Below are 23,292 nucleotides of genomic sequence, written 5' to 3'. Positions count from 1 at the left end.
CGGCGCGGCGGCTTGCATGCCGTCGTACCCGACGATCGGGCGACGTGCATTTCCCTTCACGATTCAGCACCTGTTTTACCGAACATGAATACCGGGCCGGATACCGTCGCCAGCATCAAGGAGCGCGCCACGATCGTGTGCCGCCAGCGCAGCAGCGTGCTGCTGGTCGCCCGTACCGCGGCCCGCTGGTCGCTGCCGGGCGGCACGATCCGGCGCGGCGAGACGCCGCTCGAGGCCGCGCTGCGCGAGCTGGCGGAGGAAACGCAGCTGGAGGGGCTCGCGCTCGACTATGCGGTGCAGTTCGGCGGCCTTGCGAAGCTGCATCACGTGTTCGTGGCCGACGTGCCGAAACACCTGACGCCGCGCGCGAGCAACGAGATCGCGCGCTGCAAGTGGTTCGACGTCGAACGGCTCGAGACGCTACGCGCGAGCGTGCCAACCCGCAAGATCATCGAACTGCTGCACCTCGACCGCTTTCCCGCGCTCATGGACGGCCCGCTCCGCTCGCGCTGAGCCGCCTCGAGCCGGTCACGTGCGCAGCAACGGACCAGCCTTGCGCTCGAGCAGCGCGACCAGTTCGGGTTGCATGTACGCGTAGCGGTCGGGAATGTCGAGGCAGACGATCTTCTTGTGCTTCAGCCGGATGCCGAATTGGGCCAACAGCTTCGCCTTGTGCGCGCGCTCCATCACGAACACGATCTCGGCCCATTCGAGTTGTTCGGCGGATAAACGCGTGTCCGCGTCGGGCGCGAGGCCCGCGGAGTCGGTTTCGACCCCCGGCCATGCGGCGAACACCGCCTCGGCCGTCGGGCTGCGCAGCCAGTTGCGGCTGCAGACGAACAGGGCCGTGTCATGCCGGCGCATGGCGGCCGGAGTTCAACCTTGCGGAATCGTGCCGGGCCGCACGTAGGCCAGCATGTGCGGCACGTAGTCGGCCTTGCCGAGCTCGACGCCGTGATGGCGCAGGATCGCGTACGCGGCGATCGCATGAAAGTGGAACTGCGGCAGCGCCCAGTCGCGCACGTACTGCTCGCCCGTCATGTCGAACGCAATGCCGTTCGGCAGTTCGAGCGCGATCGGCAGCGCGGCCCCGCCGTCGAGTGCGTCGGGCGCGAGCTCGCCGAGAAAGGCGATCGTGCCGGCGATGATCCCTCGCGCGTCGCTCAGCGTGCCGGGCTGCGCATCGGCATGCCAGCCGGCTTCCCGCAACGCCAGCAGCGCGTCCGGCAGCGGTTCGCCGCGCAAACGGTAGACCGGTTCCATTGCCTGGAAACACGAAAAACGCACCTGGGCGGCGAGCGGGTACATATCGGGCGCGAGCTTCAGCGTCAGCAACGCATCGGGCGCGTTGCCCTCGGCCTGCACATGCGCGGCGGCCTTGTCGAGCCACGCGGATTGCGCGCGCAGCATCTGGGTGAAGGTCGGAACGAGAAGTTGGGTCGGTGACATCCATGCTCTCCGATGAGACGTTCGCGCCACGATATCAATGTCGGGGCAAATCCGTATTCTGCCGTAGCCGACGTTGCGACGCGAAACCGGTGACGTATCGCACGACCGACGCCCGGTGTCACGGTTTGCCGTGGCGTGCCAGGAACCGATCGAATTGCGATGCGAACGCCTTGCCGTCGCGTGCGCTGAACGGGGCCGGGCCGCCCGTATCGATGCCCGCGCTGCGCAGTTGTTCCATCATCGCGCGAGTCGACAGCCGTTCCTCGATGTTCTCGCGGCTGAACCAGTTGCCGCGCGGGTCGAGCGCATGCGCGCCCTTGTCGAGGACGGCGGCGGCCAGCGGGATGTCGGCGGTGATCACGAGATCGCCGGCTTGCGCGAGTTCGACGATTCGCGCATCGGCCACGTCGAAGCCGGCCGGCACCTGCAGCGCCTTGATGAACGGCGACGGCGGCGTGCGCAGGAACTGGTTCGCGACCAGCGTCACGCAGATCTCGGCACGACGCGCGGCGCGAAACAGCATGTCCTTGATGACGGCGGGACACGCGTCGGCATCGACGAGTACTTGCATGGCAGTCGTTCCGGTAAGCAGAAACGGCGATCATAGCGCAGCACCGTCGATCGCCGCGCGCGGCCGATCAGCCGGCCAGCCCCGGGCACAGTGACGCGGCCGTCATCCATTGCGCGCCCCATGCATCGGCAAGCCGCCTGCCCTGCCCGATTCGCACGGCCGCGCCGTCGAAGTCGACGAACGTGACGTGATCGGCGGCCGCCGGTCTCGGCGGCGTTTCGCGTGTGCGACCGTCGGACAGCACCCATAGCCAGCGCTGCTGGTCCGGCTTGCGACGTGCGGCGCCCGCGAGCAATTGCGCGGCCGCGGCGATGCCGTCCGCGAGCGGCGTGCCGCCGCCGCCGTCCACCGGTTCGAGCCAGCGCGCGTTCCACCAGCGCGGCACGGCCGGGCCGAAGCGCCGTGCGGCTCCGTTGCCGCCGAAGCAGATCAGCGCGGTTTCCACGCGGTCGCGCGCGGCCTGATCGAAGTACGCGACGATCATGCCTTTCGCGAGCGCGAGCCGATCGTGTGACAGCATCGACGCGGAACAGTCGAGCACGAAGCAATGGAGCGCGCTCGGTGTGCCGGCTCGCTTGCGGAAACGCAGATGGTCGGCGTGCAGCGGGCCGCCGCGCTTCGCGGCGAGCGTCGCCGGCCATGCAACGGCCGTGCCGGCACGCACCGTTCCGGCCACGCGTGCGACAGCGCCTGGCTGCCATCGAGGACCGCGAATGGCATTCGCGGCGGCGGCGGCTCGATGGCTCAGCGTTTTTTTAGCGGCAGCGGCACCACGCCCTTCACGTCACGCATTCCGGCCGGCTCGGGCGGCAGGTAGCCCCAGTCGCCTTGCGACGCCGTCGCATCGCCAAGTGCCGCGCCCGGTGGAAGGTCGGTCTGCCGGCGCGCGTCCGGCGGCGTTCGGCCGTCGCGGCTGCCGACGCCTTCGGCGTTCGGTTGCGACGCGCCCGACGACGGCGGCGCACCGGCATGACGCCGATGCCGCAGCACCGCGTCTGCCACACGCTCGACGTGTGACACCGTCACCGCATCGGCCTGCTCGAGCGCGGCGAGCGCGCGCGCCGCGCGCAGCATCACGAGGTCGGCGCGCAGGCCGTCGACGGCCGCGTCGATGCACAGCGCGCTCACGCGTGCATGAACCGCGTCGTCGAAATCCAGCACCGACAACCGTGCCCGCGCAGCGTGGATCCTGTTGCCGAGCTCGCGTTGTGCGCTCGCATGACGTGCGCGAAACGCGTCCGGATCGAGATCGAATGCGAGGCGCGCCTTCACGATCTGCTCTCGCTGCGAGGCGTCGAAACAGTTCTCGAGTTCGACCATCAGCCCGAAGCGGTCGAGCAACTGCGGACGCAGTTCGCCTTCCTCGGGATTCATCGTGCCGACCAGCACGAAACGCGCGTCGTGCGCGTGCGACACGCCATCGCGCTCGACCACGTTCACGCCGCTCGCCGCAACGTCGAGCAGCGTATCGACGAGCCCGTCGGCGAGCAGGTTCACCTCGTCGACGTACAGCACGCCGCGATGCGCGCGCGCGAGCAGGCCCGGCCGGAAGCGCACGCCGTTTTCGGCGAGCGCATGGGCGAGATCGAGCGTGCCCGTGACCTGTTCGTCGCTCGCCGACAACGGCAGCGTGACGAATGCGCCTTCGGGCAGCAGTTCGGCGAGCGCGCGTGCGGCGGTCGATTTCGCTGTACCGCGCGGCCCGCTGACGAGCACGCCGCCGAGCGACGGGTCGATCGCCGCGAGCAGCAGCGCCTGCTGCAGCGGCTGCTGCGCGACCAGCGCCGCGAACGGGAACACCGCGCGCGCGCGATGCGTCGTGGGATCGGTCATCGCCGTCCTCCTTCCTGAAATTGCTCGCTGTCGAGCCAGACCGCTTCGATCCGCTCGCGATATTCGCCCGGCTGCTGCCACAACCCGCGCTGCATCGCTTCGACGAAGCGTTCGCAGATGCCGTGCAGCGCCTTCGGGTTATGTCGTTCGAGGAACGCGCGCGTGTCGTCGTCGAACAGGTACGCGTCGGCAACGAGCGCGTACTGGTGGTCCGACAGCACGCGCGCGGTCGCGTCGTAGCCGTACAGATAGTCGACGGTCGCGGCCATCTCCGCCGCGCCCTTGTAGCCGTGGCGCTTCACGCCGTCGAGCCATTTCGGGTTGACGACGCGCGAGCGGATCACGCGCGCGATTTCCTCGCGCAGCGTGCGCATCTTCGGCGCGACCGGGTTCGCATGGTCGCCGTGATAGATGCTCGGCTGTTGCCCGGACAGGTGACGCACGGCTGCCGTCATCCCGCCCTGGAACTGGTAGTAGTCGTTCGAATCGAGGATGTCGTGTTCGCGGCTGTCCTGGTTCTGCACGACGACGTCGATCGTCGCGAGCCGTTCGCCGAACACGTCGGACGCGGCGTCGCCGGCGCTGTTCTGCGCGTACGCGTGGCCGCCCCACTGGCGGTACGCATCGGCGAGATCGGCGTCGGTCTGCCAGCGGCGCTGGTCGATCAGGTCCTGCAGGCCCGCGCCGTAGCTGCCCGGCCGCGCGCCGAACACGCGCCAGCCGGCACGACGCCGCGCTTCGTCCGGCGCCACGCCCTGCTCGATCCATTTCGCGCGTTCGCGCTCGACGCGTGCGCGGATCGGGTTCAGCGCCTCCGGCTCGTCGAGCGCGGCAACGGCCTGCACGGCCGCGTCGAACAGGTGCATCAGGTTCGGGAAGGCGTCGCGGAAGAAGCCCGACACGCGCAGCGTCACGTCGATGCGCGGCCGGTCGAAGATCTCGATCGGCAGGACCTCGAAGTCGGTCACGCGATGGCTGCCGTGCGCCCATTTCGGCCGCACGCCGAGCAGCGCGAATGCCTGCGCGATATCGTCGCCGCCAGTGCGCATCGTGGCCGTCCCCCAGACCGACAGCCCGATCGCGCGCGGATAGTCGCCGTGATCCTGCAGATGGCGTTCGATCAGCTGCTGCGCGGATTTCAGCCCGAGCGACCACGCGGCCTGCGTCGGCACCGCGCGCGTATCGACCGAATAGAAGTTGCGGCCCGTCGGCAGAACGTCGGGCCGGCCGCGCGACGGCGAACCGCTCGGCCCCGGCGGCACGAAACGGCCATCGAGCCCGCGCAGCAACTGGCGCAGTTCCTCGCCGCCGCACGCGTCGAGTGACGGCAGCAGCGTCGAGCGCACGCGTTCGAGCACGGCGAGCGTGCCGGGCCAGTCGCCCGGCGGCGCCGGGTCCGCATCGGCGTCGGTTTCGCCGGAGACAGCCGCGCACAGCCCGTCGAGCCAATGCTGCGCGAGCCGTTCGAGCCGCTCGCGCGTGTCGCCGGCATGGCGCCACGGCGATGGGTCGAGCGCTTGCAGAACGGCCGGCCGCGGGCCCGTCCACGGCGCGGCCCAGTCGGCCGCGAGCGGATCGAAATCGTTGCCGAGCGCGAGATCGCGCGCGAGCGCGCCGATCAGCCCCGCGCGTTCGCCCTTGCCGTCGCCGACCGGAAAACGTGCGAGCGCGAGCAGCGTATCGCGCCGTTGACGGTCGGTGGGCGACACGCCGAATACATGCAGCCCGTCGCGAATTTGCGCTTCCTTCAATTCGCACAGCCACGCATCGACGCGCGTCAGCAGCGCATCCTCGTCGCCCGCATCGCGCGGCGGCGACACGCTCAGTTCGTCATGCAGACGGTGTTCGGCGATCGTCGCGAGGATCGTCTTGCGCAGCAGCTTCGCGCGCCGCGCATCGACCATCAGCGCTTCGTAGTATTCGTCGACCTGCCGTTCGAGATCCTGCAGCGGGCCGTAGTTTTCCGCACGCGTGAGCGGCGGCATCAGGTGATCGACGATCACCGCCTGCGCACGGCGCTTCGCCTGGCTGCCCTCGCCCGGATCGTTGACGATGAACGGATACAGGTGCGGCAGCGGCCCGAGCGTCAGGTCGGGCCAGCACGCGTCCGACAGCGCGACGCTCTTGCCCGGCAGCCATTCGAGGTTGCCGTGCTTGCCGAGGTGAATGACCGCGTCGATGCCGAACGCATCGCGCAGCCAGAAATAGAACGCGAGATACGCGTGCGGCGGCACGAGATCGGCATCGTGATAGCTTGCATAGTCGTTCTCGCCGCGCGAGCGCGACGGCTGGATGCCGACGAAGACGTTGCCCGCGCGCCAGCCGGCGATCGTGAAGCGCCCCTGCCGCAGCGTCGGGTCCGCTTCGGGCGGGCCCCAGCGCGCGTTCAGCGCGTCGCGCACGGCGGCCGGCAGCCGCGCGAAACGTGCGACGTAATCGGCCAGCGCGAAGCTCTGGAACGCGGGGCGCAACGCGTGCACGGCCGGATCGTTGGTCACGCCCTCGGTGAGCCGCGCGATCAGCGCGTCGCCATCGGCCGGCAGGTCGGCCACGGCGTAGCCGGCATCGCGCAGCGCCGCCAGTACGCGCAGCGCGGACGCCGGCGTGTCGAGCCCGACGCCGTTGCCGATCCGCCCTTCGCTTTGCGGATAGTTCGCGAGGATCAGCGCGATGCGCTTGTCGGCGTTGTCGAGCGTGCGCAGCCGGCACCAGCCGCGCGCGAGCGCCGCGACGAACGCGATCCGTTCGGCATCCGGCTGGTAGCGCACGACGTCGACTTCGGTGTGCGGACAACGATACGCCAGCCCCTTGAAACTGACCGCACGCGTGACGATGCGCCCGTCGACCTCGGGCAACGCGATGTGCATCGCGATGTCGCGCGCATGCAGCCCCTGGTTGTCAGCCACCCACGCGTCGCGGTTGCCGCCGGACAGGATCACCTGCAGCACCGGTGCATCGCCGGCGAGCACGTCGGGCTGCGGGCTGTCGATCGCGCCGGCCGCGAAGGCTGTGGTGTTCAGCACGAGCGCGACGCCGTGCGTGTCGCACAGCTGCGTGATGACCTCGCGGCTCACCGCATCTTTCAACGACGTGACCGCGATCGGCAGCGGATTGAGCCCCTCGCGCACGAGCGCATCGGCCAGCGCGTCGAACACGGCGGTGTTCGCGGCCTGCCAGTGCGCGCGATAGAACAGGATCGCGACGACGGGCGCGCCGGGCGTCCAGCGCGAGCGCCAATCGTCGACGCTCGCCGGGTCGCGCGCCGGGTGATACAGCGCGGCGGCCGGCAGTGGGCGCGGCGGCTCGGGTTCGTCGCCGAAACCGAGCGTATGGAATGCGATGCTGCGCAGCAACGCTTCGGCGTTGTGCATCCCGCCTTCGCGCAGATAGCGCCACCACAGCCGGCACAGATCCGGCGCGACCGTGCTTTTCGCGACGAGGTTCGGGTCTTCCTGCAGGTCGCCCGAGAACATCGCGAGCCGCTGCTTGCGTTTCGACGCGAGCGACACGGCCTGCTCGATCCCGTACGGCCAGTACGCTTCGCCGCCCAGATGGTCGATCACGACCGCCTTCGCGTGACGCAGCACGTCGTCGACGTAGAAATCGACCGACGCCGGTTGCCGCAGGAACGTGACGTTCGCAAGCCGCACGCTCGGAAAGCCGGCAGGCAGTTTCGGCACGACGCTGGCCAGCAGCGACAGCGTCGTGTCGGCCGAGCTCAGGATCACGATGTCGGCCGGCTGCTGGTCGATCCGGACGACGCCCTGCGTGTCGTCGACGAAGCCGCCCGGCGTGGTGCGCAGCAGATGCATCGCGCGTTACGCCTGTTGCAGGTCGGCCGCGCACGCGGCGTCGAACGCGCGCTGCAGCGCGGCCGCGTCGAGGTCCTCGCCGATCAGCACGAAGCGGCTCTCACGCGTTTCGCCATCCTGCCAGCGACGATCGAAGTAGCTGTCGAAGCGCCGGCCGACACCCTGGATCACGAGCCGCATCGGCGCATCGGGCAGCGCGGCGAAGCCTTTCGCGCGGTAGATCGTGTGCGTCTCGACGATACGCTGCAGCGCGGCGATCGTCGCCTCGCGCGTGCCCGCATCGCCCGACACCACCACCGAGTCGAAATCGTCGTGATGGTGGTCGTGATCGCCGTCGTCGGCCGAGCCGTGATGATCGTGCCGCAGGTGGATCGTTTCCTCCGACGCCGATTCGAGCCCAAGCAGCATCGCGACGTCCAGTTCGCCGCGGGTCGCGCGCACGATCTTCACCTGCGGCGGGATTTCCTCGCGGATCGCGGCTTCGACCTCGGCAAACTGCGCGTCGGCGACGAGGTCGGCCTTGTTCACGATCACGAGATCGGCGGACGAAAGCTGGTCGGCGAACAGTTCGTGCAGCGGCGATTCGTGGTCGAGATTCGGATCGGCGCGGCGCTGCGCGTCGACGGCCTGCGGGTTCTCGGCGAACTGTCCGCTCGCGGCGGCCGGACCGTCGACAACGGTCACGACCGCGTCGACCGTGAAGCTGTTGCGAATCGTCGGCCAGTTGAAGGCCTGCACGAGCGGCTTCGGCAGCGCGAGGCCCGACGTCTCGATCAGCACGTGGTCGATGTCGGCACGGCGCTCGACGAGCGCTTCCATCACCGGGTAGAACTCCTCCTGCACGGTGCAGCACAGGCAGCCGTTCGCGAGTTCGTACAGCTGGCCCGATGCCTCGCCCTGCGCGCCGTCCGCGTCCTCGCAGCCGATGCCGCAGCCCTTGAGGATTTCGCCGTCGATGCCGAGCTCGCCGAATTCGTTGACGATCACCGCGATGCGGCGGCCTGCGGCGTGCTGCAGGATGTGGCGCATCAGCGTGGTCTTGCCGCTGCCGAGAAAGCCCGTGACGATCGTGACGGGAAGCTTGCGTAAGGTCATGGTGGATCCTGTGTCGAAAAGGGAGTCAGGCCGAGAGCGTCACGTCGATTTCGTCGTAGCGTTTGAGGCGGTAGATCGCGGCCGACACGATCCAGCACGCGAGGAACAGGCCGATCACGACGTAGCCGAGCATCCCGAAATGCGATGCGACCATCGTCGAGAAATCCCACACGGGGCCCTGCAGCGCCAGTTTGTCCGCGAGCAGCGCGAGCACCTCGATGCCGCCGATCAGCGCGGCCACCAGCACCGACACGAACGTGATCGTCATGTTGTAGTAGATCTTGCGGATCGGCCGCACGTACGCCCAGCGGTACGCGCCCATCATCAGGATGCCGTCGGTCGTGTCGACGAGCGTCATGCCCGCGGTGAACAGCACGGGCAGCGCCATCACCGACCAGAACGACAGGCCGCCCTGCACCTGTGTGGCCGAGATGCCGAACAACGCGATTTCGGTCGCGGTATCGAAGCCGAAGCCGAACAGAAAGCCGACCGGATACAGGTGCCAGCTGCGCGACACGAGGCGGAACAACGGCCGGAACAGGCGGGCCAGCACGCCGCGCTGGTTCATCAGCATGTCGAGGTCGGCGTCGACGATCGTCTCGCCACGGCGGGCCGCGCGAAACGTCCGGTAGACGGAAATCAGGATAAGCAGGTTGGCGGCCGCGAGCACCAGCAGGAAGAATGCCGACACGCTCGTGCTGATCACGCCGCCCCAGGTCTTCATGCTCTCGAAGCGCGCGAGCGACGCCGCGGTCAGCGCGACCGCGACCGACATCACGATCACCACCGTCGAATGGCCGAGCGAGAAGAACAGGCCTGCGCCGAGCGGGCTGCGCCCCTCCTGCATCAGCTTGCGCGTGACGTTGTCGATCGCGGCGATGTGGTCGGCGTCGACCGCGTGGCGCAGGCCGAACACGTAGGCGAGCAGCGCGGTGCCCAGCAGCACGGGCTGGTGGCGAAACGCGACGAAGGCCCAGATCCACGCACCGACGTTGAATGCGACGAGCAATGAATAGATCGCGACGATTTTGCCGCGCAGCCCGGATGAGCTGTCGTTGAACAGGCGGAAGAACGAGTCGAGCATGATGCTCCTTTGCGAACGGTCGACATGATGAATGCCAACACGGCCGTCGTCGGCCCCGCCTGCGCCGCTGGCCGTTCCTCGCCCCGGGCCGCGCGCACGTGCTGCGGCTGGCGGGTCGGCGGAGGAAGCGGGCAACGTTCGGGCGTCGGGCGTGCTGCGGCCGTGGACGATGCGCCGCCTCCCCGCGGCGCTGAACCCCACGTTCTGGCCGGTATCCGGGCTGACGAACACGCCGCTTCGCCTTCCCGGATGCGCGGCATCCAGTGGCGGTCGTCCGCATGCGGCAGGCATGCGGCGAAGCGGCGCTGCATCGCACTGGGCGATGCGTTCGCTTACCGTTGCGGGGGCAGCACAGGTTGGCTCGACTGCGGTGCAGGCAGGCTCCCTGTTTCCCGTTTAACTGCACGCGCCGGAACAGCGCGCGCGAGCACCAAAACGCGTGCGAGTGTAGGCGGCGGTGCGGGGAGCGTCAAGGCAAAACGGGCCGCCACGGCGCCTGCGGCACGGCCGCGGCATCGTGCCTGGCGTGCTTGCGACGCCCGCGTGGCGGGTTCGCGCGGGCCGGGCGCTGTGCTATCGTATGCGCCGCGTTCGGTGCTCGCATGCGCATTACGCGCACGCAGTTAAACGGGAAACAGGAGGCAGAAGTCCGCCTGGCCTGTGCTGTCCCCGCAACGGTACGCCGCCCGCGCGCGCGGTTCCCCCCGCACGCGCCCAGGCCGCCCGCGATGCCACTGCCCTTCAGCGGGCGGGAAGGCTGCGGCCTGGCAAGCGGCCAGCCCGGATACCGGCCGACGCAAGGGGCGAGCCCGCCGCTCGCCGAAACGCCCGATCCGCGGGGGACGGATGAGGTGCGCTTGCCGCCCGCGCTCGCGCGGGCTTCGCCCGATCCATCATGCCTTGCCTGTCCGCCGGCCGCCGATGCGCCGCTCGCCCTCTCCTTTCCACTGCCACGACACGGTGCACGCCGTGCCGCGTCCGATGAGCCGCGCGTGGCTGGTCGGCGCCGGCCCCGGCGACGCCGAACTGCTGACGCTGAAGGCCGTGCGCGCGATCGCCGCGGCCGACGTGCTGCTCGTCGACGACCTCGTGAACCCCGACGTATTGCGCCATGCGCGCGCCGACGCGCGCATCGAGCATGTCGGCAAGCGCGGCGGCCATGCATCGACGCCGCAGGAAGCGATCGTCGCCGCGATGCTCGCGCACCTGCACGCGGGCCGCAGCGTCGCACGGCTCAAGGGCGGCGATCCGTTCGTGTTCGGCCGCGGCGGCGAGGAGCTGCTCGCACTCGGCGCGGCGGGTTTCCCGGTCGAGGTCGTAAACGGCATCACGGCCGGCATCGCGGCCCCGGCCGCGCTCGGCATTCCGGTCACGCATCGCGGCGACGCGCAGGGCGTGATCTTCGTCACGGGTCACGGCGCGGGCGCCGACGAACCCGACTGGCGCGCGCTCGCCGCGACGCGGATGACGATCGTGATCTACATGGGCATACGCCGGCTCGACGCGATCGTCGCCGCGCTGCGCGACGGCGGCGTGCCGGGCGACATGCCGTGCGCGGCGATCGAGAACGCGACGCGTGACGGGCAGCGGCACGTGCTCGCGACGCTCGACACCGTCGTCGAACGCGTGGGCGCGACCCATATCGGTTCGCCCGCGATCATCGTGATCGGCCGCGTCGCGGCGCTCGCCGACGATCCGGCCGTGCGCGCGGCGCTCGGCGGCCGCGCATGATGCGCGTCGCGCTCGGCGTCGGTTTTCGCGCGGACGTGACGGCCGCGCAACTCGATGCCGCGATCCGCGCGGCGCTGGCGCATTATCCTGGCGTCGAACCGGCCGTCGTTGCGACGCTCGCCGACAAGGCGCGCGCCCGGCCGCTGCGTACGCTATGCGCACGCCGCGGCTGGCCGCTCGTCGCGTTCGACGCGGCGCGGCTCGCGCAGTGTCCCGAAGCGGCATTGAGCGGCCCTTCGGCTGCCGCGCTCGCGCGTTTCGGCGTCGCAGGCGTGGCCGAGCCGTGCGCGCGGCTCGCGGCGCCGCAGGGCCGGTTGCTCGGCCCCAAATCCATCCTGGGCGGCGTGACGGTCGCGCTCGCCGGCCCGCTCTGAACCCATTGTTTCGCTTTCGACAGGACGATTCCCGATGAAGACCGATGCTGAATCCCACCAGCGGATGGCCGAACGCCGCCGCGCCGGCCATGAAAAGAAGCAGGCTGCCGCCACGCAGGAAAAGGGTCTGCTGATCGTCAACACCGGCAACGGCAAGGGCAAGAGCACGGCCGCGTTCGGCATGGCCGTGCGCGTGCTCGGCCACGGCATGCGGCTCGGCGTCGTGCAGTTCATCAAGGGTGCGCTGCACACGTCCGAGCGCGACTTCCTCGGCGCGGTCGCGCAATGCGACTTCGTGACGATGGGCGACGGCTACACGTGGAACACGCAGAACCGCGACGCCGACATCGCGACCGCGCGCAAGGGCTGGGACGAGGCGCGCCGGATGATCGAGAGCGGCGAGTACCGGATGGTGATCCTCGACGAGCTCAATACCGTGCTGAAGTATGAATATCTGCCGCTCGACGAAGTGCTCGCGACGCTCGTCGGGCGGCCGGATTCGGTGCACGTCGTCGTCACCGGCCGGCATGCGCCCGATGCACTGATCGATGCGGCCGATCTCGTCACCGAAATGCGGCTCGTCAAGCATCCGTACAAGGAGCAAGGCGTGAAGGCGCAGCCCGGCGTGGAGTTCTGAGCGATGCCGGCCTGCCCCGCGCTGTTCGTCAGCGCGCCTGCGTCCGGCCAGGGCAAGACGTCGGTGACGGCCGGCCTCGCACGGCTGCACCGGCGGCTCGGCCGGCGCGTGCGCGTGTTCAAGACCGGGCCCGATTTTCTCGATCCGATGTTGCTCGAACACGCGAGCGGCGCCCCCGTGCATGCGCTCGATCTCGGCATGGTCGGCGAAGCCGGCTGCCGTGAGCTGCTCGCCGATGCCGCGCGCGACGCGGACCTGATCCTGATCGAAGGCGTGATGGGATTGTTCGACGGCACGCCGAGCAGCGCCGATCTCGCGGTCGCGTTCGGCGTGCCGGTCGTCGCGGTGATTGCGGCGAAGTCGATGGCGCAGACGTTCGCGGCGATCGCGTTCGGCCTCGCGCGGTTCCGTCCGGAGGTGCCGTTTCACGGCGTGCTGGCGAACCGCGTCGGCTCGCCGCGGCACGCGGAACTGCTGCGTCAGGCGTTGCCCGACGACTTGCGCTGGCTCGGGCACGTGCCGGCCGATGCGGGCATCGCGCTGCCGGAGCGCCATCTCGGCCTGCACCAGCCGGCCGACATCGACGACCTCGACGCGCGGCTCGAGCGTGCGGCCGACGTGCTCGCGCAGACGGCGCTCGCCGAACTGCCGCCCGCCGTTTCGTTCGCGGCACCGGACGTCCGCGCCCCGCTGCCGCGTGGGCTCGCCGGCAAGCGGATCGCGATCGCGCGCGATGCGGCGTTCTCGTTCATCTACCCGGCGAATCTGGCGATGCTCGATGCGCTCGGTGCGCAGCTTCGGTTCTTTTCGCCGCTCGCCGACGAACCCGTGCCCGCCGATTGCGATGCGCTGTTCCTGCCGGGCGGCTACCCGGAGCTGCATGCGGCGACGCTCGCGGCGAATGCCGTGACCGCGCGCACGATTCGCGCGCACGCGGCAGCCGGCCGGCCGATCGTCGCGGAATGCGGCGGGATGGTGTATCTGTGCGAATCGCTGACCGATGTGGACGGCGCGACGACGCCGATGCTCGCGCTGCTGTCGGGCCATGCGACGATGCAGCGCCGGTTCGCGGCGCTCGGGATGCAGCAACTGGACACGCGCACCGGGCCGATGCGCGGTCATACGTTTCACTATTCGCGGCTCGATACGCCGCTGGCGCCGGTGGCGACCGCTGCGCGGCCCGACGGCGCGCCCGGCAGCGGCGAAGCCGTTTATCGCGCGGGCCCGATCGTCGCGACGTACATGCACATGTACTGGCCGTCGAATCCGGAGATGGCGGCCGCGCTGTTCGGCGGCACGGCATTCTGACGAAGAATCGTCGGATGCCGCGATGTCAGGGCTTTTCGCGACCCGGCGCTTCCGAGCGTGAAGTCCGGCTCACGGTGCCGTCGGGCGAGAAATGCGCGTTGAACATCGCGTCGCCCGATACGCCGCCCTCGGCCCAGTGCCAGCTCCACACTTCTTCATGACTCAACGCGTATTGCGCGACCTCGGTCGGCTTGCCGAGCAGTTGCCGCACGTCGTCCTTCGACATCCCCGGCACGACCTTCGCGATGTTCGCCGCCGTCAGTGCCTGCGTGATCGACACGAGCCGGCCGTCCGGCCCGAAATCGAGCATGTACGTGCTCGTGCCGTACGGGCCGCGCGGATATTCGAACCGCCGCGAGCCGTCCTCGCCCTGCCTGACCATCTCGGGCTTGCCAGCCTGACGCAGCACGTCCTCGGTCGTCGAGACGCCCGGCTGCAGATTGCCGAACGCCATCGGATCGGGCTTGATCGCATTCACCGCGTCGGCCACTTTCTGGTCGTCGCACCCGGCCGCCAGAACGCCGACTACGCAGGCCGTCAGCACGGTCAGAAACTGTTTTCGCATGTCGTCCACACCCGTATTCATCGAGCCGATTCGGCGTCGCGCGCAGCGTAGCACGCGGGTCGTCCCGCCGATGTCAAGGAGCGTCAAATTCGCGTGCATGCTGCGCGCCCGGTTTCACGGGCCTGTTGGCGCGTACCGGGCGGCGACCGCGCTGATGCACCGCGACGTCACACCAGGAACGTTTCGGCCAGCTTGACCCAGTAAGACGCGCCGGTCGGCAATGCGGCGTCGTTGAAGTCGTAGCCCGGGTTGTGCACCATGCAGCCGCCTTCCCCGTCGCCGTTGCCGATGATCAGGTAGCAACCCGGCCGCTGCTCGAGCAGGAACGCGAAATCTTCGCTGCCGGTGAGCGGCACCATCCCGTCGATGAGGTTCGCTTCGCCGGCCCACTCGCGCGCGACATCGCGTGCGAACGCGGTCATCGCCGCGTCGTTGACGAGCACCGGGTAGCGGCGCTGGTAGTCGATCGTCGCGGTCGCGCCGAACACCGCCGCCTGCGCATGGACGACTTCCTTGATGCGCGTTTCGAGCAGGTCGCGCACCTCCGGCTTCAGCGCGCGCACCGACAGGCGCATCTGCGCGCGGTCGGGAATCACGTTCGGCGCCTCGCCCGCATGGATCGCGCCCACCGTGACGATCGCCATGTCGAGCGGCGACACGTTGCGCGACACGATCGTCTGCAGTGCGACGACGATCTGCGCGCACACGACGACCGGGTCGATTGCCCGGTGCGGCACCGCGCCGTGGCCGCCGCGACCCTGCACGTCGACGATCACGGTATCCGACGACGCCATGAACGGCCCCGGCAGAAAGCCGAACTTGCCCGTCGGGAAACCCGGCATGTTGTGCATCGCGAAGATCGCGTCGCACGGAAACTGCTCGAACAGGCCGTCGTCGAGCATTTTCTTCGCGCCGCCGAGCCCTTCCTCGGCCGGCTGGAAAATCAGGTTCAGCGTGCCGGAAAAGCGGCGCTCGCGCGCAAGATGCTTCGCGGCCGCGAGCAGCATCGCCGTGTGGCCGTCGTGGCCGCACGCATGCATCTTGCCGGGGATCGTGCTCTGGTACGGCAGGCCGGTCGATTCGTGGATCGGCAGCGCGTCCATGTCGGCGCGCAGGCCGAGGCGCTGCTTGCCGTCGCCGACCTTCAGCTGCGCAACGACGCCCGTTCCGCCTAGCCCGCGATGCACCGTGTAGCCCCATGCCTGCAATTGCCCGGCGACGAGATCGCTCGTTGCGAATTCCTCGAAACCCAGCTCGGGGTGGGCATGAATGCGGTGCCGGATCTCGATCATTTCGTCGGCGAGGCCTGCGGGGATCACGCTGTGCGTCACGGTGTCGTCTCCTGGGTTTCCGTGGGGAATGTGCAGGCAAGGATAGTCGGTGGATCGGCAACCGAACAGACAGAAAGTCGTCATGGTGACAACCTCGGGTTGCTGGGCGATCGTCGGGCATACGACGATGCGTGCAGCGGAGGAAACCAGCCATTCGGCCGACTACCGACCGCGATCGGGATTCGCGACACTCACCGTTTGTTCGGTCTCGATTTTTCAGACGGGAGGACGCGTTGATCGCCGTTCGTCATTCCGGAATAATTCGTTCCCATCAACGGGTTGAACGCTCGTGTTCATTTTTTGACGTGTGTACATTTTTTGTGTACGCTCATAAAAAAGTGAACAAGCGATCCGTCTCGATGCCCAAAAACGCCACCCTGCCGATATCGGAACAGCACGTGCTCGACGAAGCCTGTGCCGCGTTCGAACGCGCGACCCGCCGCTTCAACGCGCGGCCCGTGCGCGTGCCGGCCGCATACAGCGCGTATGCCGACGCGATGATCCGCTTCGGCGTAGCCGGGCAGACCGTCGAGATGCCGGCTGTTGTGAGCGTCGGCGTCGAATCGCTGCAGGGCGCGCTTGCCGCGCTACACCGCCGCGCTCGTCCGGCGCGCGCCGAGCGGCCGCTGATGCTGGTCGCACCGTATTTTTCGGCCGAGCTGGCCGCTCGCCTGATCGAGCACGACATCCCGTTCATCGATACCGCCGGCAACGCGTGCCTGATCCAGCCGGAGGCGACGGTGATGATCTCCGGCCGACCGAAACCCGCACGCACGCCACGCCGGCAGACATCGCGCGCGACGACGCCCAAGGGGCTCGCCGTGATGTTCGCGCTCGCGACGCAGCCGAGCCTCGTCGCGCAACCGCTCCGGGCGATCGCCGCCGCATCGGGCGTCGCGCTCGGCACGGTCAATCTCGCGATGGACGACCTGATCGCACGCGGTCTCATCGCGCAGCGGCGCAACGGCGAGCGCTCGTTTCCAGACTGGCCACGCTTCGTGCAGGAATGGGTCGCGCTGTACCCGAGCCGCCTGCGCGCGAAATTGCCGAGCCGGCGGTTTGCCGCGCTCGCGCCCGACTGGTGGCGCGGCTTCGATTTCGCGGCATTCGACGCGCGGCTCGGCGGCGAACCCGCGGCCGACCTGCTGACGCACGACCTGAAGCCGGCCGCGATCACCGTCTATACGCACGGCGCCGTGTCGAACCGCCTGCTGCTCCAGGCGCGCCTGCGCCCGGACGAGCGCGGCGACGTCGAGCTGCTCGAAGCATTCTGGCCGCCGTCGGCGGCGCTCGACTGGCGCGAGCAGGACGTGCCGCTCGTGCCGCCGCTGCTGATCTATGCGGATCTCGTCTCGTCCGGAGACAGCCGCAATCTTGCCGCCGCCGAACACATCCATGACCGATACCTCGCCCACCCGCCCGCTTGAAGTCGACGCCCGCCGGCCGCTCGAGCCGGCGGCGGTCGCGTTGCTGCAGGCGGTCCGTGCGGCCTGCGCGCAGCTCGACGCGGCATTCGTCGTCGCCGGCGCAACCGCGCGCGACATCCTGATGTGGCATGTCCACGGCATCCGGCCCGTGCGTGCGACGCGGGACGTCGACGTCGCGGTGTGCGCGGTGAGCTGGCCGTTTCACGAACGGCTCGTCGAAGCGCTCGTCGCGACCGGGCACTTCGCGCGCGCGCCGAAGCATCAGCAGAAGCTGCTGTTCGACAGCGGCACGCAAGGCTTTCGCACGGAGCTTGATCTCGTGCCGTTCGGGCCGCTCGAAGCGCCACCCGGCGAAATCGCGTGGCCGCCGGGCGGCGATTTCGTGCTGAACGTGCTGGGCTTTCAGGAGGCGGTCGATACGGCGCTGATCGTGTCGATCGCGGCCGACATCGAGGTGCCGGTCGCGAGCCTGCCGGCCCTTGCGCTGTTGAAGTTGCTCGCGTGGAAGGACCGGCGTGCGCGCCAGAACAGCGACGCGTACGACCTGCTGTTCCTGCTCACGCATTTTCACGACGCGGGTAATCGCGAGCGCATCTGGGACATCGCGCCCGACCTGCTCGAGCAGCACGATTTCCAGCCCGAGCTGGCCGCGGCCGCGCTGCTGGCGCGCGATGCCAGGCGGATTGCTTCGCCGCAAACGCACGATGCGATCCGCGCGCTGTTATCCGATGCAGCGATCTACGCGACGCTCGGGCGGGATCTGCAGGCCCGCGCGTTCGCGCTGCTGCCGGGCGAATTCAGCGATGACGCCGACCGGTATCTCGACGCGTTCCGCGACGCCTTTCTCACGGATTCGCCCGCTCCCCGGACGTGACGCGCGGGCGGGCGACCGCAACGCCATCACGTAGTGACGGCCCTATGCCGACGCCGCCCAGTCTTCGAGCGACAACCCCGCGACGCGGCCGAATTCGCGACCATTGTTCGTGACGAGCACGGCACCGGCCGCGATCGCATGGCCGGCGATCGATGCATCGTTCGCGCCGATCGGCGTCCCGCGTGCGGCAAGGTCGGAGCGAATCGCGGCCGTTGCATCGACCGCCGCGGTATCCCACGACAACACGCCGTCCAGCCTTGCGACAAACGCCGTCACGAGTTCCGCATGCTTCGGCGATGCCTTTCTGCCGACCGCGCCGAACCGCATTTCGGCATAGGTAATCGCCGACACGACGATCCGGTGCTGCGCATTGACGCACGACTGCAGCCGGGACAACACCGCGGACGGCCGCTCGCGCATGATGAACGAACAGATGTTCGTATCGAGCATGTAGAGCGTGGTCACCGGCCCGACTCCGTCGGTGCGTCGCCATCCGTGCCGGACAGGTCGAAACGCCCCGCTTCGACGACAGTCGGTCGTTCGACGAGGAAGTCGGCATCGGCCAGCGGTTCGCTTGCCAACGACAGCCATGTCGGCCGCACCGGACGCAGCAGCAGCGTGTCGCCCTCGCGGCGGATTTCGAGTTCCGTCACCCCCTCGAACTCCATGTCCTTCGGGATGCGGATTGCCTGGTTACGGGCGTTCTTGAAAATGGAAACGGTGCGCATGAGCCACTCCACGGGAGTACGATGCGCCCATTCTAGGCATATGCCGGCATATGTCAACATCGAAGCATGCGAGCCGGGGAGCGCGCTCGATGCTGTTGCGGATCTGCTTGCCATGTCGTCACGACCTGTGTGCGTTGAGGGAGCGGTCCATTCTTCCTCATGCCGCCCGCCCGATCCATATCCCGAACGGCCGATGTGCGCCCGCTTCCAGTCGCGCGAAACATCGACGCCGGCGAATCGACGCATCGACGCTTCGCGCCCGCATCCGGTCACGGCAACCGGAAAGTGTCGAAGAATGTCTCGCGCTCCATCACGGTGAGCGCAGCCCGCTTGTGCGGGAAGTCGAACTCCTTCAGCGTGTAGAACCCGAGCCGGTGCATGTATGCGATATGCCGCACGTGATCGATGCGCGGCTCGCCGACGAGACGCTGCGTGCGCGGCTCGTCGACGAACATGTAGTGCAGCACCCCGCTCCACCACGCATGCAGCTTGCCCGCGCTCTGGAAGCGCGAGTCGCCGATCAGCAGGTGCAGCCCGCGATCGTAGTCGTGCGCGTCGTAGAACGGCGCAAGGCGGTCCTCCTTCGCCCAGTAGAACTCGAAATAGCCGAACGGCGTGTCGTCGAAATAGCCGATCATCGGATGCATGTGCGGATCGGCGAGCCGCTCCGCGAGATAGGCGACGTGCTCGTCGAGCGTGCCGCGCTGGTCCCAGAAATGCGCGACGCGATCGAGGTTCATCCAGTCGCTGAACAGCTGCGCATGCGCATCGATGTCGACGGTGCGCAGGCTGAACGTCATCCCGACCTGCGGCATGTAGCGCGCATAGATCTCGCCGGCCGGCGACGGCGGCCGCAGCGGATGCCGGTGGCCGTTCGTGAGCGTGTAGCGCAGCGGCATCCCGCCCGATGCGGGCGCCTTCAGCCACGGCCGAGGGTTCTGCCAGAACGTCGCGCGCGATGCTGTGAGGCGCAGCCTGTCGCCCGCGATTCGCGCGTCGTCGATCACGCCGTCGCGCACCGCGCGCGCGACGTATGACGCGATAGCCGCCGGATCGGCGCCGCCGAGCGGCACCGACACCGTCGCCGCCTCGTGCCGCGCATCCGTGTTGAACAGCGCGACGAACGCCGCGAGCAGCGCGGCCGGCGCATCGTCGGGCCGCCACGCGTCGCATGCGCGCTCGACGGTGGGCGTCGGTTGCATCTGCGCCCGAGCGGCGCCATCGAGTGCCGCGGCCACCTCGCCTTCGGCGTCCGCCGTGCCTGCCGGTTTCGTCAGCGTGTCGTCCATCACAGTGCTCCCGCGTCGTGGCGGTCGGCGAGGATGTGCAGCCCCCGCTCGAGTGCCGGAAACAGGCTGCGCTGGAAGTTGTTCCAGCGCAGCTCGAGAATCGTGTCGCCCGGCGCGATCGGCGTGTCGAGCACGTCGCAGATCACTTCACCGGAATCGATGCCGTTGTCGACGTAGTGGAACGAAGCGCCCGTCATCGTCACGGGTTCGACGCGCGAGGTCGTGCCGGTCGCCCAGTCGACCCGTTCGCCGCGCGCGCCGTGCAGCGCGTCGAGCGTCGCCCACGCACCGCGCCGCTGAAACGGCGAATCGTCGGCCGTGATGCCGGGGTGGATGTTCGCGATGCGGCGATGAAAGCGCGCGCCGGGGCGCACCAGTTCGTCGAGGATCACGAGCAGCCCGTCGAGCACGACCACGTCGGCGTCGAGCTCGAGCAGGCGTTCGAGCAGGCGGCGCTCGAACGCCTGCTTGCCCGTCACGCGCTCGCGCGCGTCGCGCGGCAGCCGGCGGTACGTCGACGCAATCGTGCAGAACAGTTCGTCGACGGGCCGGCCCTGGACGGTCAGCCCGTCGGGCAGTATCCACGGGCGGCCGGGCGTGCGGGCGAAGCCGTAGTCGGCGAGCTTCGCACGGTCGGCCGGCGAGCCTTCGTCGTCGTCGACGATCACGCCCTGGAGCGCGTAGCGCTCGCCGAGCGGCGAGCCGTTCAGGCGCTCGACGAGGAATTCGAGCGGCGCCTTCATGTAGCGCGTGCCGCCCTGGTAAGCGACCGGCTGGCCGGCGCGATCGGCCGCGCCGTTGCGCAGCGACTGGATGTAGACGAGATTTTTCTTCGGCATGGAGCGTCGTGGAAAAAGCGGACGGCGGCGCCGCGGCCCGCCAGCGCCGGCTCGAAGGCCGGCCGGCGCGCCGTGGCGCGCGGCGTCACCAGTTGTATTTCGCGGTGGCGATCACCGTGCGGTCGGTACCGAAAATGCACACGCTCGTCGACTGGCAACCGCTGATGTAGTGGCGGTTGAACAGGTTCGTCCCGTTCACGGCAAAGCGCCAGTTGCGCGTGTCGTAATGCACGCCCGCGTCGAACAGCGTGTAGCTCGATACCGTCAGCGAGTTGTCCGCCGCACCGGCCGACGCGCTCTGGTAGCGCACGCCGCCGCCCAGGCCGAAGCCCGTGAGCGGCCCCGTGTGCCACGTCCAGTCGGCCCACAGCGACGCCATCTGACGCGGCCGCGGAATGTCGACCGGCCAGTTGTTCAGCGACGCGTCGTTCGCCTTCACGTTCTTCACGTCCTGGTAGACGTAGGACGCGATCAGCGACAGGTTGCGCGTGAGCTTGCCGGTCGCGTTCAGCTCGATCCCGCGCGAACGCACTTCGCCGGTCTGGACCGACGTGGTGCCCGACGGATCGAGAGCGAGCGGCGTCGACGTGAGCACGTTGGTCTGGTTGATCTGGTAGATCGCCGCGCTCAGCATCAGGTTCTTGCCGGGCGGCTGCCAGCGCAGGCCGGCTTCGATCTGCTTGCCGCGCGTCGGCTGCGGCAGCCCGCCGCCGTAGAGGTTCACGCCGATCAGCGGGTTGAACGACGTCGCGTAGCTGACATACGGCGACAGCCCGTAGTCGCCCTGGTACGTGAGGCCCACGCGGCCGGTGAACGCGGTGATGTCGGCCTTCGACTGCGTGCCGCCCTCGCGGTCGTCCATCCGCTGGTTGACCCAGTCCTCGCGGCCGCCGAGCGTCAGCGTCCAGCGGTTCCACTTGACCTGGTCCTGCACGTACAGTCCGAACGTGTTCATCGTCGTGTACGTGTTGGTACGGTACGTCGTGTTCGGCGGCGAGAACACCGACAGCGTGACCGGCGTGTAGACCGGGTTGTAGATGTTCAGCGTCGGCGCGGCGGCCAGCCACTCGCTGTCGGTCGCGGTCTGCCGGTTGTACTGGAAGCCGAGCAGCAGCGTGTGCTCGAGCGGCCCCGTGCCGAAGCGGCCCTGCAGGTTGTTGTCGATGTCGAAGCGGCTGTAGTTCGTCTGGAACACGCCGGCCCAGCGGTTGATGTCGGTCAGGCTGCCGTCGGCGAAGCCCGCGCCGAACACCGAGCCGTTGTCGAGCGACAGGTGCATCCAGCGCGCGTTCTGCCGGAACGTCCACATCGAGTTCAGGTTCCGCTCGAACTGGTAGCCGAGCGACCACTGCTTCTTGCGGTAGTAGTTGAAGTTCGGGTCGCCGCCGTAGACGTCCTTGTCGAGTTGCCCGTTCGGGTTCGGCAGCACCGTGCCTTGCGCCGGCAGGAAGTTCGACGAGATGTCGCCCCAGTCCTGCAGGTACGTGGCGGACAGCGTCAGCGACGTATCCGCGTCCGGGCGCCAGCGGAACGACGGCGCGAGCGCGACGCGCTGGTCGGCGTTCGGGCCCGTCAGCGCATTGCCGTCGCGCGCGACGCCGACGAACCGATACGCGTACTTGCCGTCCGCGTCGAGCTTGTCGCCGACGTCGATCATGAACTGCTTGCGCGCGTAGTTGCCGAACTGCACGCCGGCTTCGCGCACGCGCTCGCCGTCGGCCGTCTTGGTCTGCACATCGATGATCGCGCCCGGGTCGCCGGCGCCGTACAGCACCGACGTCGGCCCGCGCAGCACGGTGATGCTGTCGATCATGTACGGATCGACGCGCCAGCTCGACAGGTTCAGCGTGTTCGGTACCTGCAGGCCGTTCACGTACGCGGTCGGTGTGAAGCCGCGCAGCGCCGCGTACCAGTCGGACCGGTTGTCCGAGCCGTACGACGAGAAGCCCGGCACGTAGCGCAGCGCCGCGTTCACGTCGGTCGCGCCGGTCATCTCGATCTGCTGCGCGGTGACGACGTTGATCGTCTGCGGGATTTCATTGATCGACGTGTCGGTCTTGGTGCCGGTCCTGCTGCGCTTCGCGACGAGCCCGACCGTGCCGTCGCCTTCCGAGCCCGCGTTGACGTTGATCGCCGGCAGCGTGCCCGCGGCCGAGCCGTTCTGCGCGCCGGCCGGCGCACTGGCCGACGCACCGTTATGCGCATTGTCGACCGACGCCGCGGCGCCCGCGCTCACGGCCGGCGCCGTCTGGGCATATGCATGACCTGCCGCCATCCCGAACGCCACGCTCGCCGCGGCTGCGATCGCACGCACACGCGTGCCTGTTGCCCACTCCATCTTTCTC

Annotated in this window: 22 protein-coding genes and 2 riboswitches; of the genes, 7 read left to right on the top strand and 15 right to left on the bottom strand. The window is 68.9% G+C overall.

The window, feature by feature from the left end; genetic code table 11:
• Positions 1 to 84 precede the first annotated feature (84 nt).
• Positions 85 to 513: an NUDIX hydrolase gene (locus WI26_RS07945; RefSeq protein ID WP_069225676.1), complete on the top strand. Its 429-nt coding sequence runs from the start codon at positions 85 to 87 to the stop codon at positions 511 to 513.
• Between the two features lie 15 nt (positions 514 to 528).
• Here the strand turns inward: WI26_RS07945 and WI26_RS07940 are convergent, their stop codons facing one another.
• From WI26_RS07940 to WI26_RS07905, 8 genes are all read right to left on the bottom strand, one after another.
• On the bottom strand, positions 529 to 864 hold the full coding sequence (locus tag WI26_RS07940) for a low molecular weight protein tyrosine phosphatase family protein (RefSeq protein ID WP_069225675.1): 336 nt from the start codon (positions 862 to 864) through the stop codon (positions 529 to 531).
• A gap of 12 nt (positions 865 to 876) precedes the next feature.
• The gene (locus WI26_RS07935) at positions 877 to 1,449 is read right to left on the bottom strand and encodes a DUF1993 domain-containing protein (protein WP_059594776.1); all 573 of its coding nucleotides are present in this window, start codon (positions 1,447 to 1,449) and stop codon (positions 877 to 879) included.
• 118 nt (positions 1,450 to 1,567) lie between these two features.
• On the bottom strand, positions 1,568 to 2,020 hold the full coding sequence (locus WI26_RS07930) for a YaiI/YqxD family protein (protein WP_059467509.1): 453 nt from the start codon (positions 2,018 to 2,020) through the stop codon (positions 1,568 to 1,570).
• Between the two features lie 67 nt (positions 2,021 to 2,087).
• On the bottom strand, positions 2,088 to 2,696 hold the full coding sequence (locus tag WI26_RS07925) for a vWA domain-containing protein (protein WP_069225674.1): 609 nt from the start codon (positions 2,694 to 2,696) through the stop codon (positions 2,088 to 2,090).
• Between the two features lie 68 nt (positions 2,697 to 2,764).
• On the bottom strand, positions 2,765 to 3,853 hold the full coding sequence (locus WI26_RS07920) for an ATP-binding protein (RefSeq protein WP_069225673.1): 1,089 nt from the start codon (positions 3,851 to 3,853) through the stop codon (positions 2,765 to 2,767).
• Positions 3,850 to 7,665, bottom strand: coding sequence for a cobaltochelatase subunit CobN (cobN, locus tag WI26_RS07915; RefSeq protein ID WP_069225672.1), 3,816 nt, complete (start codon positions 7,663 to 7,665; stop codon positions 3,850 to 3,852). The genes WI26_RS07920 and cobN overlap by 4 nt, the downstream gene beginning before the upstream one ends.
• A 6-nt stretch (positions 7,666 to 7,671) precedes the next feature.
• Positions 7,672 to 8,760: a cobalamin biosynthesis protein CobW gene (gene cobW / locus WI26_RS07910; RefSeq protein WP_069225671.1), complete on the bottom strand. Its 1,089-nt coding sequence runs from the start codon at positions 8,758 to 8,760 to the stop codon at positions 7,672 to 7,674.
• A gap of 25 nt (positions 8,761 to 8,785) precedes the next feature.
• The gene (locus WI26_RS07905) at positions 8,786 to 9,844 is read right to left on the bottom strand and encodes a HoxN/HupN/NixA family nickel/cobalt transporter (RefSeq protein WP_059467514.1); all 1,059 of its coding nucleotides are present in this window, start codon (positions 9,842 to 9,844) and stop codon (positions 8,786 to 8,788) included.
• Positions 9,845 to 10,032: 188 nt separating this feature from the next.
• Positions 10,033 to 10,294, bottom strand: a riboswitch (cobalamin riboswitch).
• Positions 10,295 to 10,419: 125 nt separating this feature from the next.
• Positions 10,420 to 10,655: riboswitch (cobalamin riboswitch) on the top strand.
• 110 nt (positions 10,656 to 10,765) lie between these two features.
• Here WI26_RS07905 and cobA point away from each other — a divergent pair.
• Genes cobA through WI26_RS07885 form a run of 4 tightly spaced genes read left to right on the top strand, consistent with a single transcriptional unit; the run spans position 10,766 to position 13,894 of the window.
• Positions 10,766 to 11,575 carry a uroporphyrinogen-III C-methyltransferase gene (cobA, locus tag WI26_RS07900; protein WP_208604124.1) on the top strand — a complete coding sequence of 270 codons (810 nt, stop codon included), beginning with the start codon at positions 10,766 to 10,768 and terminating at the stop codon, positions 11,573 to 11,575.
• Positions 11,572 to 11,949, top strand: a complete 378-nt coding sequence (locus tag WI26_RS07895) for a cobalamin biosynthesis protein (RefSeq protein WP_059510732.1) — start codon at positions 11,572 to 11,574, stop codon at positions 11,947 to 11,949. The genes cobA and WI26_RS07895 overlap by 4 nt, the downstream gene beginning before the upstream one ends.
• 34 nt (positions 11,950 to 11,983) lie before the next feature.
• Positions 11,984 to 12,586, top strand: a complete 603-nt coding sequence (gene cobO, locus WI26_RS07890; RefSeq protein WP_059467517.1) for a cob(I)yrinic acid a,c-diamide adenosyltransferase — start codon at positions 11,984 to 11,986, stop codon at positions 12,584 to 12,586.
• A gap of 3 nt (positions 12,587 to 12,589) precedes the next feature.
• Positions 12,590 to 13,894 (top strand): cobyrinate a,c-diamide synthase, encoded by a 1,305-nt coding sequence (locus WI26_RS07885; protein WP_069225670.1) that lies wholly within the window; start codon positions 12,590 to 12,592, stop codon positions 13,892 to 13,894.
• Positions 13,895 to 13,919: 25 nt separating this feature from the next.
• On the opposite strand, the gene bamE is transcribed toward WI26_RS07885, so the two are convergent.
• Together bamE and WI26_RS07875 are read right to left on the bottom strand one after the other, a co-directional pair.
• Positions 13,920 to 14,459 carry an outer membrane protein assembly factor BamE domain-containing protein gene (gene bamE / locus WI26_RS07880; RefSeq protein ID WP_069226375.1) on the bottom strand — a complete coding sequence of 180 codons (540 nt, stop codon included), beginning with the start codon at positions 14,457 to 14,459 and terminating at the stop codon, positions 13,920 to 13,922.
• Between the two features lie 167 nt (positions 14,460 to 14,626).
• On the bottom strand, positions 14,627 to 15,790 hold the full coding sequence (locus WI26_RS07875; RefSeq protein ID WP_060325664.1) for a M20 aminoacylase family protein: 1,164 nt from the start codon (positions 15,788 to 15,790) through the stop codon (positions 14,627 to 14,629).
• A gap of 359 nt (positions 15,791 to 16,149) precedes the next feature.
• Here WI26_RS07875 and WI26_RS07870 point away from each other — a divergent pair, with 359 nt between their 5' ends.
• Together WI26_RS07870 and WI26_RS07865 are read left to right on the top strand one after the other, a co-directional pair.
• Positions 16,150 to 17,217 (top strand): type IV toxin-antitoxin system AbiEi family antitoxin, encoded by a 1,068-nt coding sequence (locus WI26_RS07870; RefSeq protein ID WP_069226374.1) that lies wholly within the window; start codon positions 16,150 to 16,152, stop codon positions 17,215 to 17,217.
• Positions 17,186 to 18,091 carry a nucleotidyl transferase AbiEii/AbiGii toxin family protein gene (locus WI26_RS07865; RefSeq protein WP_069225669.1) on the top strand — a complete coding sequence of 302 codons (906 nt, stop codon included), beginning with the start codon at positions 17,186 to 17,188 and terminating at the stop codon, positions 18,089 to 18,091. The genes WI26_RS07870 and WI26_RS07865 overlap by 32 nt, the downstream gene beginning before the upstream one ends.
• A 42-nt stretch (positions 18,092 to 18,133) precedes the next feature.
• Here the strand turns inward: WI26_RS07865 and WI26_RS07860 are convergent, their stop codons facing one another.
• The 5 genes from WI26_RS07860 to WI26_RS07840 all read right to left on the bottom strand — a co-directional run bounded on the left by WI26_RS07860 (position 18,134) and on the right by WI26_RS07840 (position 23,285).
• Positions 18,134 to 18,556, bottom strand: a complete 423-nt coding sequence (locus WI26_RS07860) for a PIN domain-containing protein (protein ID WP_081334245.1) — start codon at positions 18,554 to 18,556, stop codon at positions 18,134 to 18,136.
• Positions 18,553 to 18,819, bottom strand: a complete 267-nt coding sequence (gene vapB, locus WI26_RS07855; protein ID WP_059467521.1) for a type II toxin-antitoxin system VapB family antitoxin — start codon at positions 18,817 to 18,819, stop codon at positions 18,553 to 18,555. Before vapB ends, WI26_RS07860 begins: the two co-directional genes overlap by 4 nt.
• Positions 18,820 to 19,088: 269 nt before the next feature.
• Positions 19,089 to 20,108: a GNAT family N-acetyltransferase gene (locus WI26_RS07850; RefSeq protein ID WP_069225668.1), complete on the bottom strand. Its 1,020-nt coding sequence runs from the start codon at positions 20,106 to 20,108 to the stop codon at positions 19,089 to 19,091.
• Positions 20,108 to 20,947: a formyltransferase family protein gene (locus WI26_RS07845; protein ID WP_069225667.1), complete on the bottom strand. Its 840-nt coding sequence runs from the start codon at positions 20,945 to 20,947 to the stop codon at positions 20,108 to 20,110. The genes WI26_RS07850 and WI26_RS07845 overlap by 1 nt, the downstream gene beginning before the upstream one ends.
• Before the next feature lie 85 nt (positions 20,948 to 21,032).
• Positions 21,033 to 23,285 (bottom strand): TonB-dependent siderophore receptor, encoded by a 2,253-nt coding sequence (locus WI26_RS07840; protein WP_069225666.1) that lies wholly within the window; start codon positions 23,283 to 23,285, stop codon positions 21,033 to 21,035.
• Positions 23,286 to 23,292: the final 7 nt, after the last annotated feature.

Source organism: Burkholderia diffusa (genome assembly GCF_001718315.1).
GTDB classification, from domain to species: Bacteria; Pseudomonadota; Gammaproteobacteria; order Burkholderiales; family Burkholderiaceae; genus Burkholderia; species Burkholderia diffusa_B.
This window is presented reverse-complemented; position numbering and strand designations above follow the sequence as displayed.

What these genes read in the sequence shown, in the direction of transcription:
- WI26_RS07945 (WP_069225676.1), top strand. Translation starts at nt 85, where the DNA reads ATGAATACCGGGCCGGATACCGTCGCCAGCATCAAGGAGCGCGCCACG.
- WI26_RS07940 (WP_069225675.1), bottom strand. Translation starts at nt 864, where the DNA reads ATGCGCCGGCATGACACGGCCCTGTTCGTCTGCAGCCGCAACTGGCTG.
- WI26_RS07935 (WP_059594776.1), bottom strand. Translation starts at nt 1,449, where the DNA reads ATGTCACCGACCCAACTTCTCGTTCCGACCTTCACCCAGATGCTGCGC.
- WI26_RS07930 (WP_059467509.1), bottom strand. Translation starts at nt 2,020, where the DNA reads ATGCAAGTACTCGTCGATGCCGACGCGTGTCCCGCCGTCATCAAGGAC.
- WI26_RS07920 (WP_069225673.1), bottom strand. Translation starts at nt 3,853, where the DNA reads ATGACCGATCCCACGACGCATCGCGCGCGCGCGGTGTTCCCGTTCGCG.
- cobN (WP_069225672.1), bottom strand. Translation starts at nt 7,665, where the DNA reads ATGCATCTGCTGCGCACCACGCCGGGCGGCTTCGTCGACGACACGCAG.
- cobW (WP_069225671.1), bottom strand. Translation starts at nt 8,760, where the DNA reads ATGACCTTACGCAAGCTTCCCGTCACGATCGTCACGGGCTTTCTCGGC.
- WI26_RS07905 (WP_059467514.1), bottom strand. Translation starts at nt 9,844, where the DNA reads ATGCTCGACTCGTTCTTCCGCCTGTTCAACGACAGCTCATCCGGGCTG.
- cobA (WP_208604124.1), top strand. Translation starts at nt 10,766, where the DNA reads ATGCGCCGCTCGCCCTCTCCTTTCCACTGCCACGACACGGTGCACGCC.
- WI26_RS07895 (WP_059510732.1), top strand. Translation starts at nt 11,572, where the DNA reads ATGATGCGCGTCGCGCTCGGCGTCGGTTTTCGCGCGGACGTGACGGCC.
- cobO (WP_059467517.1), top strand. Translation starts at nt 11,984, where the DNA reads ATGAAGACCGATGCTGAATCCCACCAGCGGATGGCCGAACGCCGCCGC.
- WI26_RS07885 (WP_069225670.1), top strand. Translation starts at nt 12,590, where the DNA reads ATGCCGGCCTGCCCCGCGCTGTTCGTCAGCGCGCCTGCGTCCGGCCAG.
- bamE (WP_069226375.1), bottom strand. Translation starts at nt 14,459, where the DNA reads ATGCGAAAACAGTTTCTGACCGTGCTGACGGCCTGCGTAGTCGGCGTT.
- WI26_RS07870 (WP_069226374.1), top strand. Translation starts at nt 16,150, where the DNA reads ATGCCCAAAAACGCCACCCTGCCGATATCGGAACAGCACGTGCTCGAC.
- WI26_RS07865 (WP_069225669.1), top strand. Translation starts at nt 17,186, where the DNA reads ATGACCGATACCTCGCCCACCCGCCCGCTTGAAGTCGACGCCCGCCGG.
- vapB (WP_059467521.1), bottom strand. Translation starts at nt 18,819, where the DNA reads ATGCGCACCGTTTCCATTTTCAAGAACGCCCGTAACCAGGCAATCCGC.
- WI26_RS07850 (WP_069225668.1), bottom strand. Translation starts at nt 20,108, where the DNA reads ATGGACGACACGCTGACGAAACCGGCAGGCACGGCGGACGCCGAAGGC.
- WI26_RS07845 (WP_069225667.1), bottom strand. Translation starts at nt 20,947, where the DNA reads ATGCCGAAGAAAAATCTCGTCTACATCCAGTCGCTGCGCAACGGCGCG.
- WI26_RS07840 (WP_069225666.1), bottom strand. Translation starts at nt 23,285, where the DNA reads ATGGAGTGGGCAACAGGCACGCGTGTGCGTGCGATCGCAGCCGCGGCG.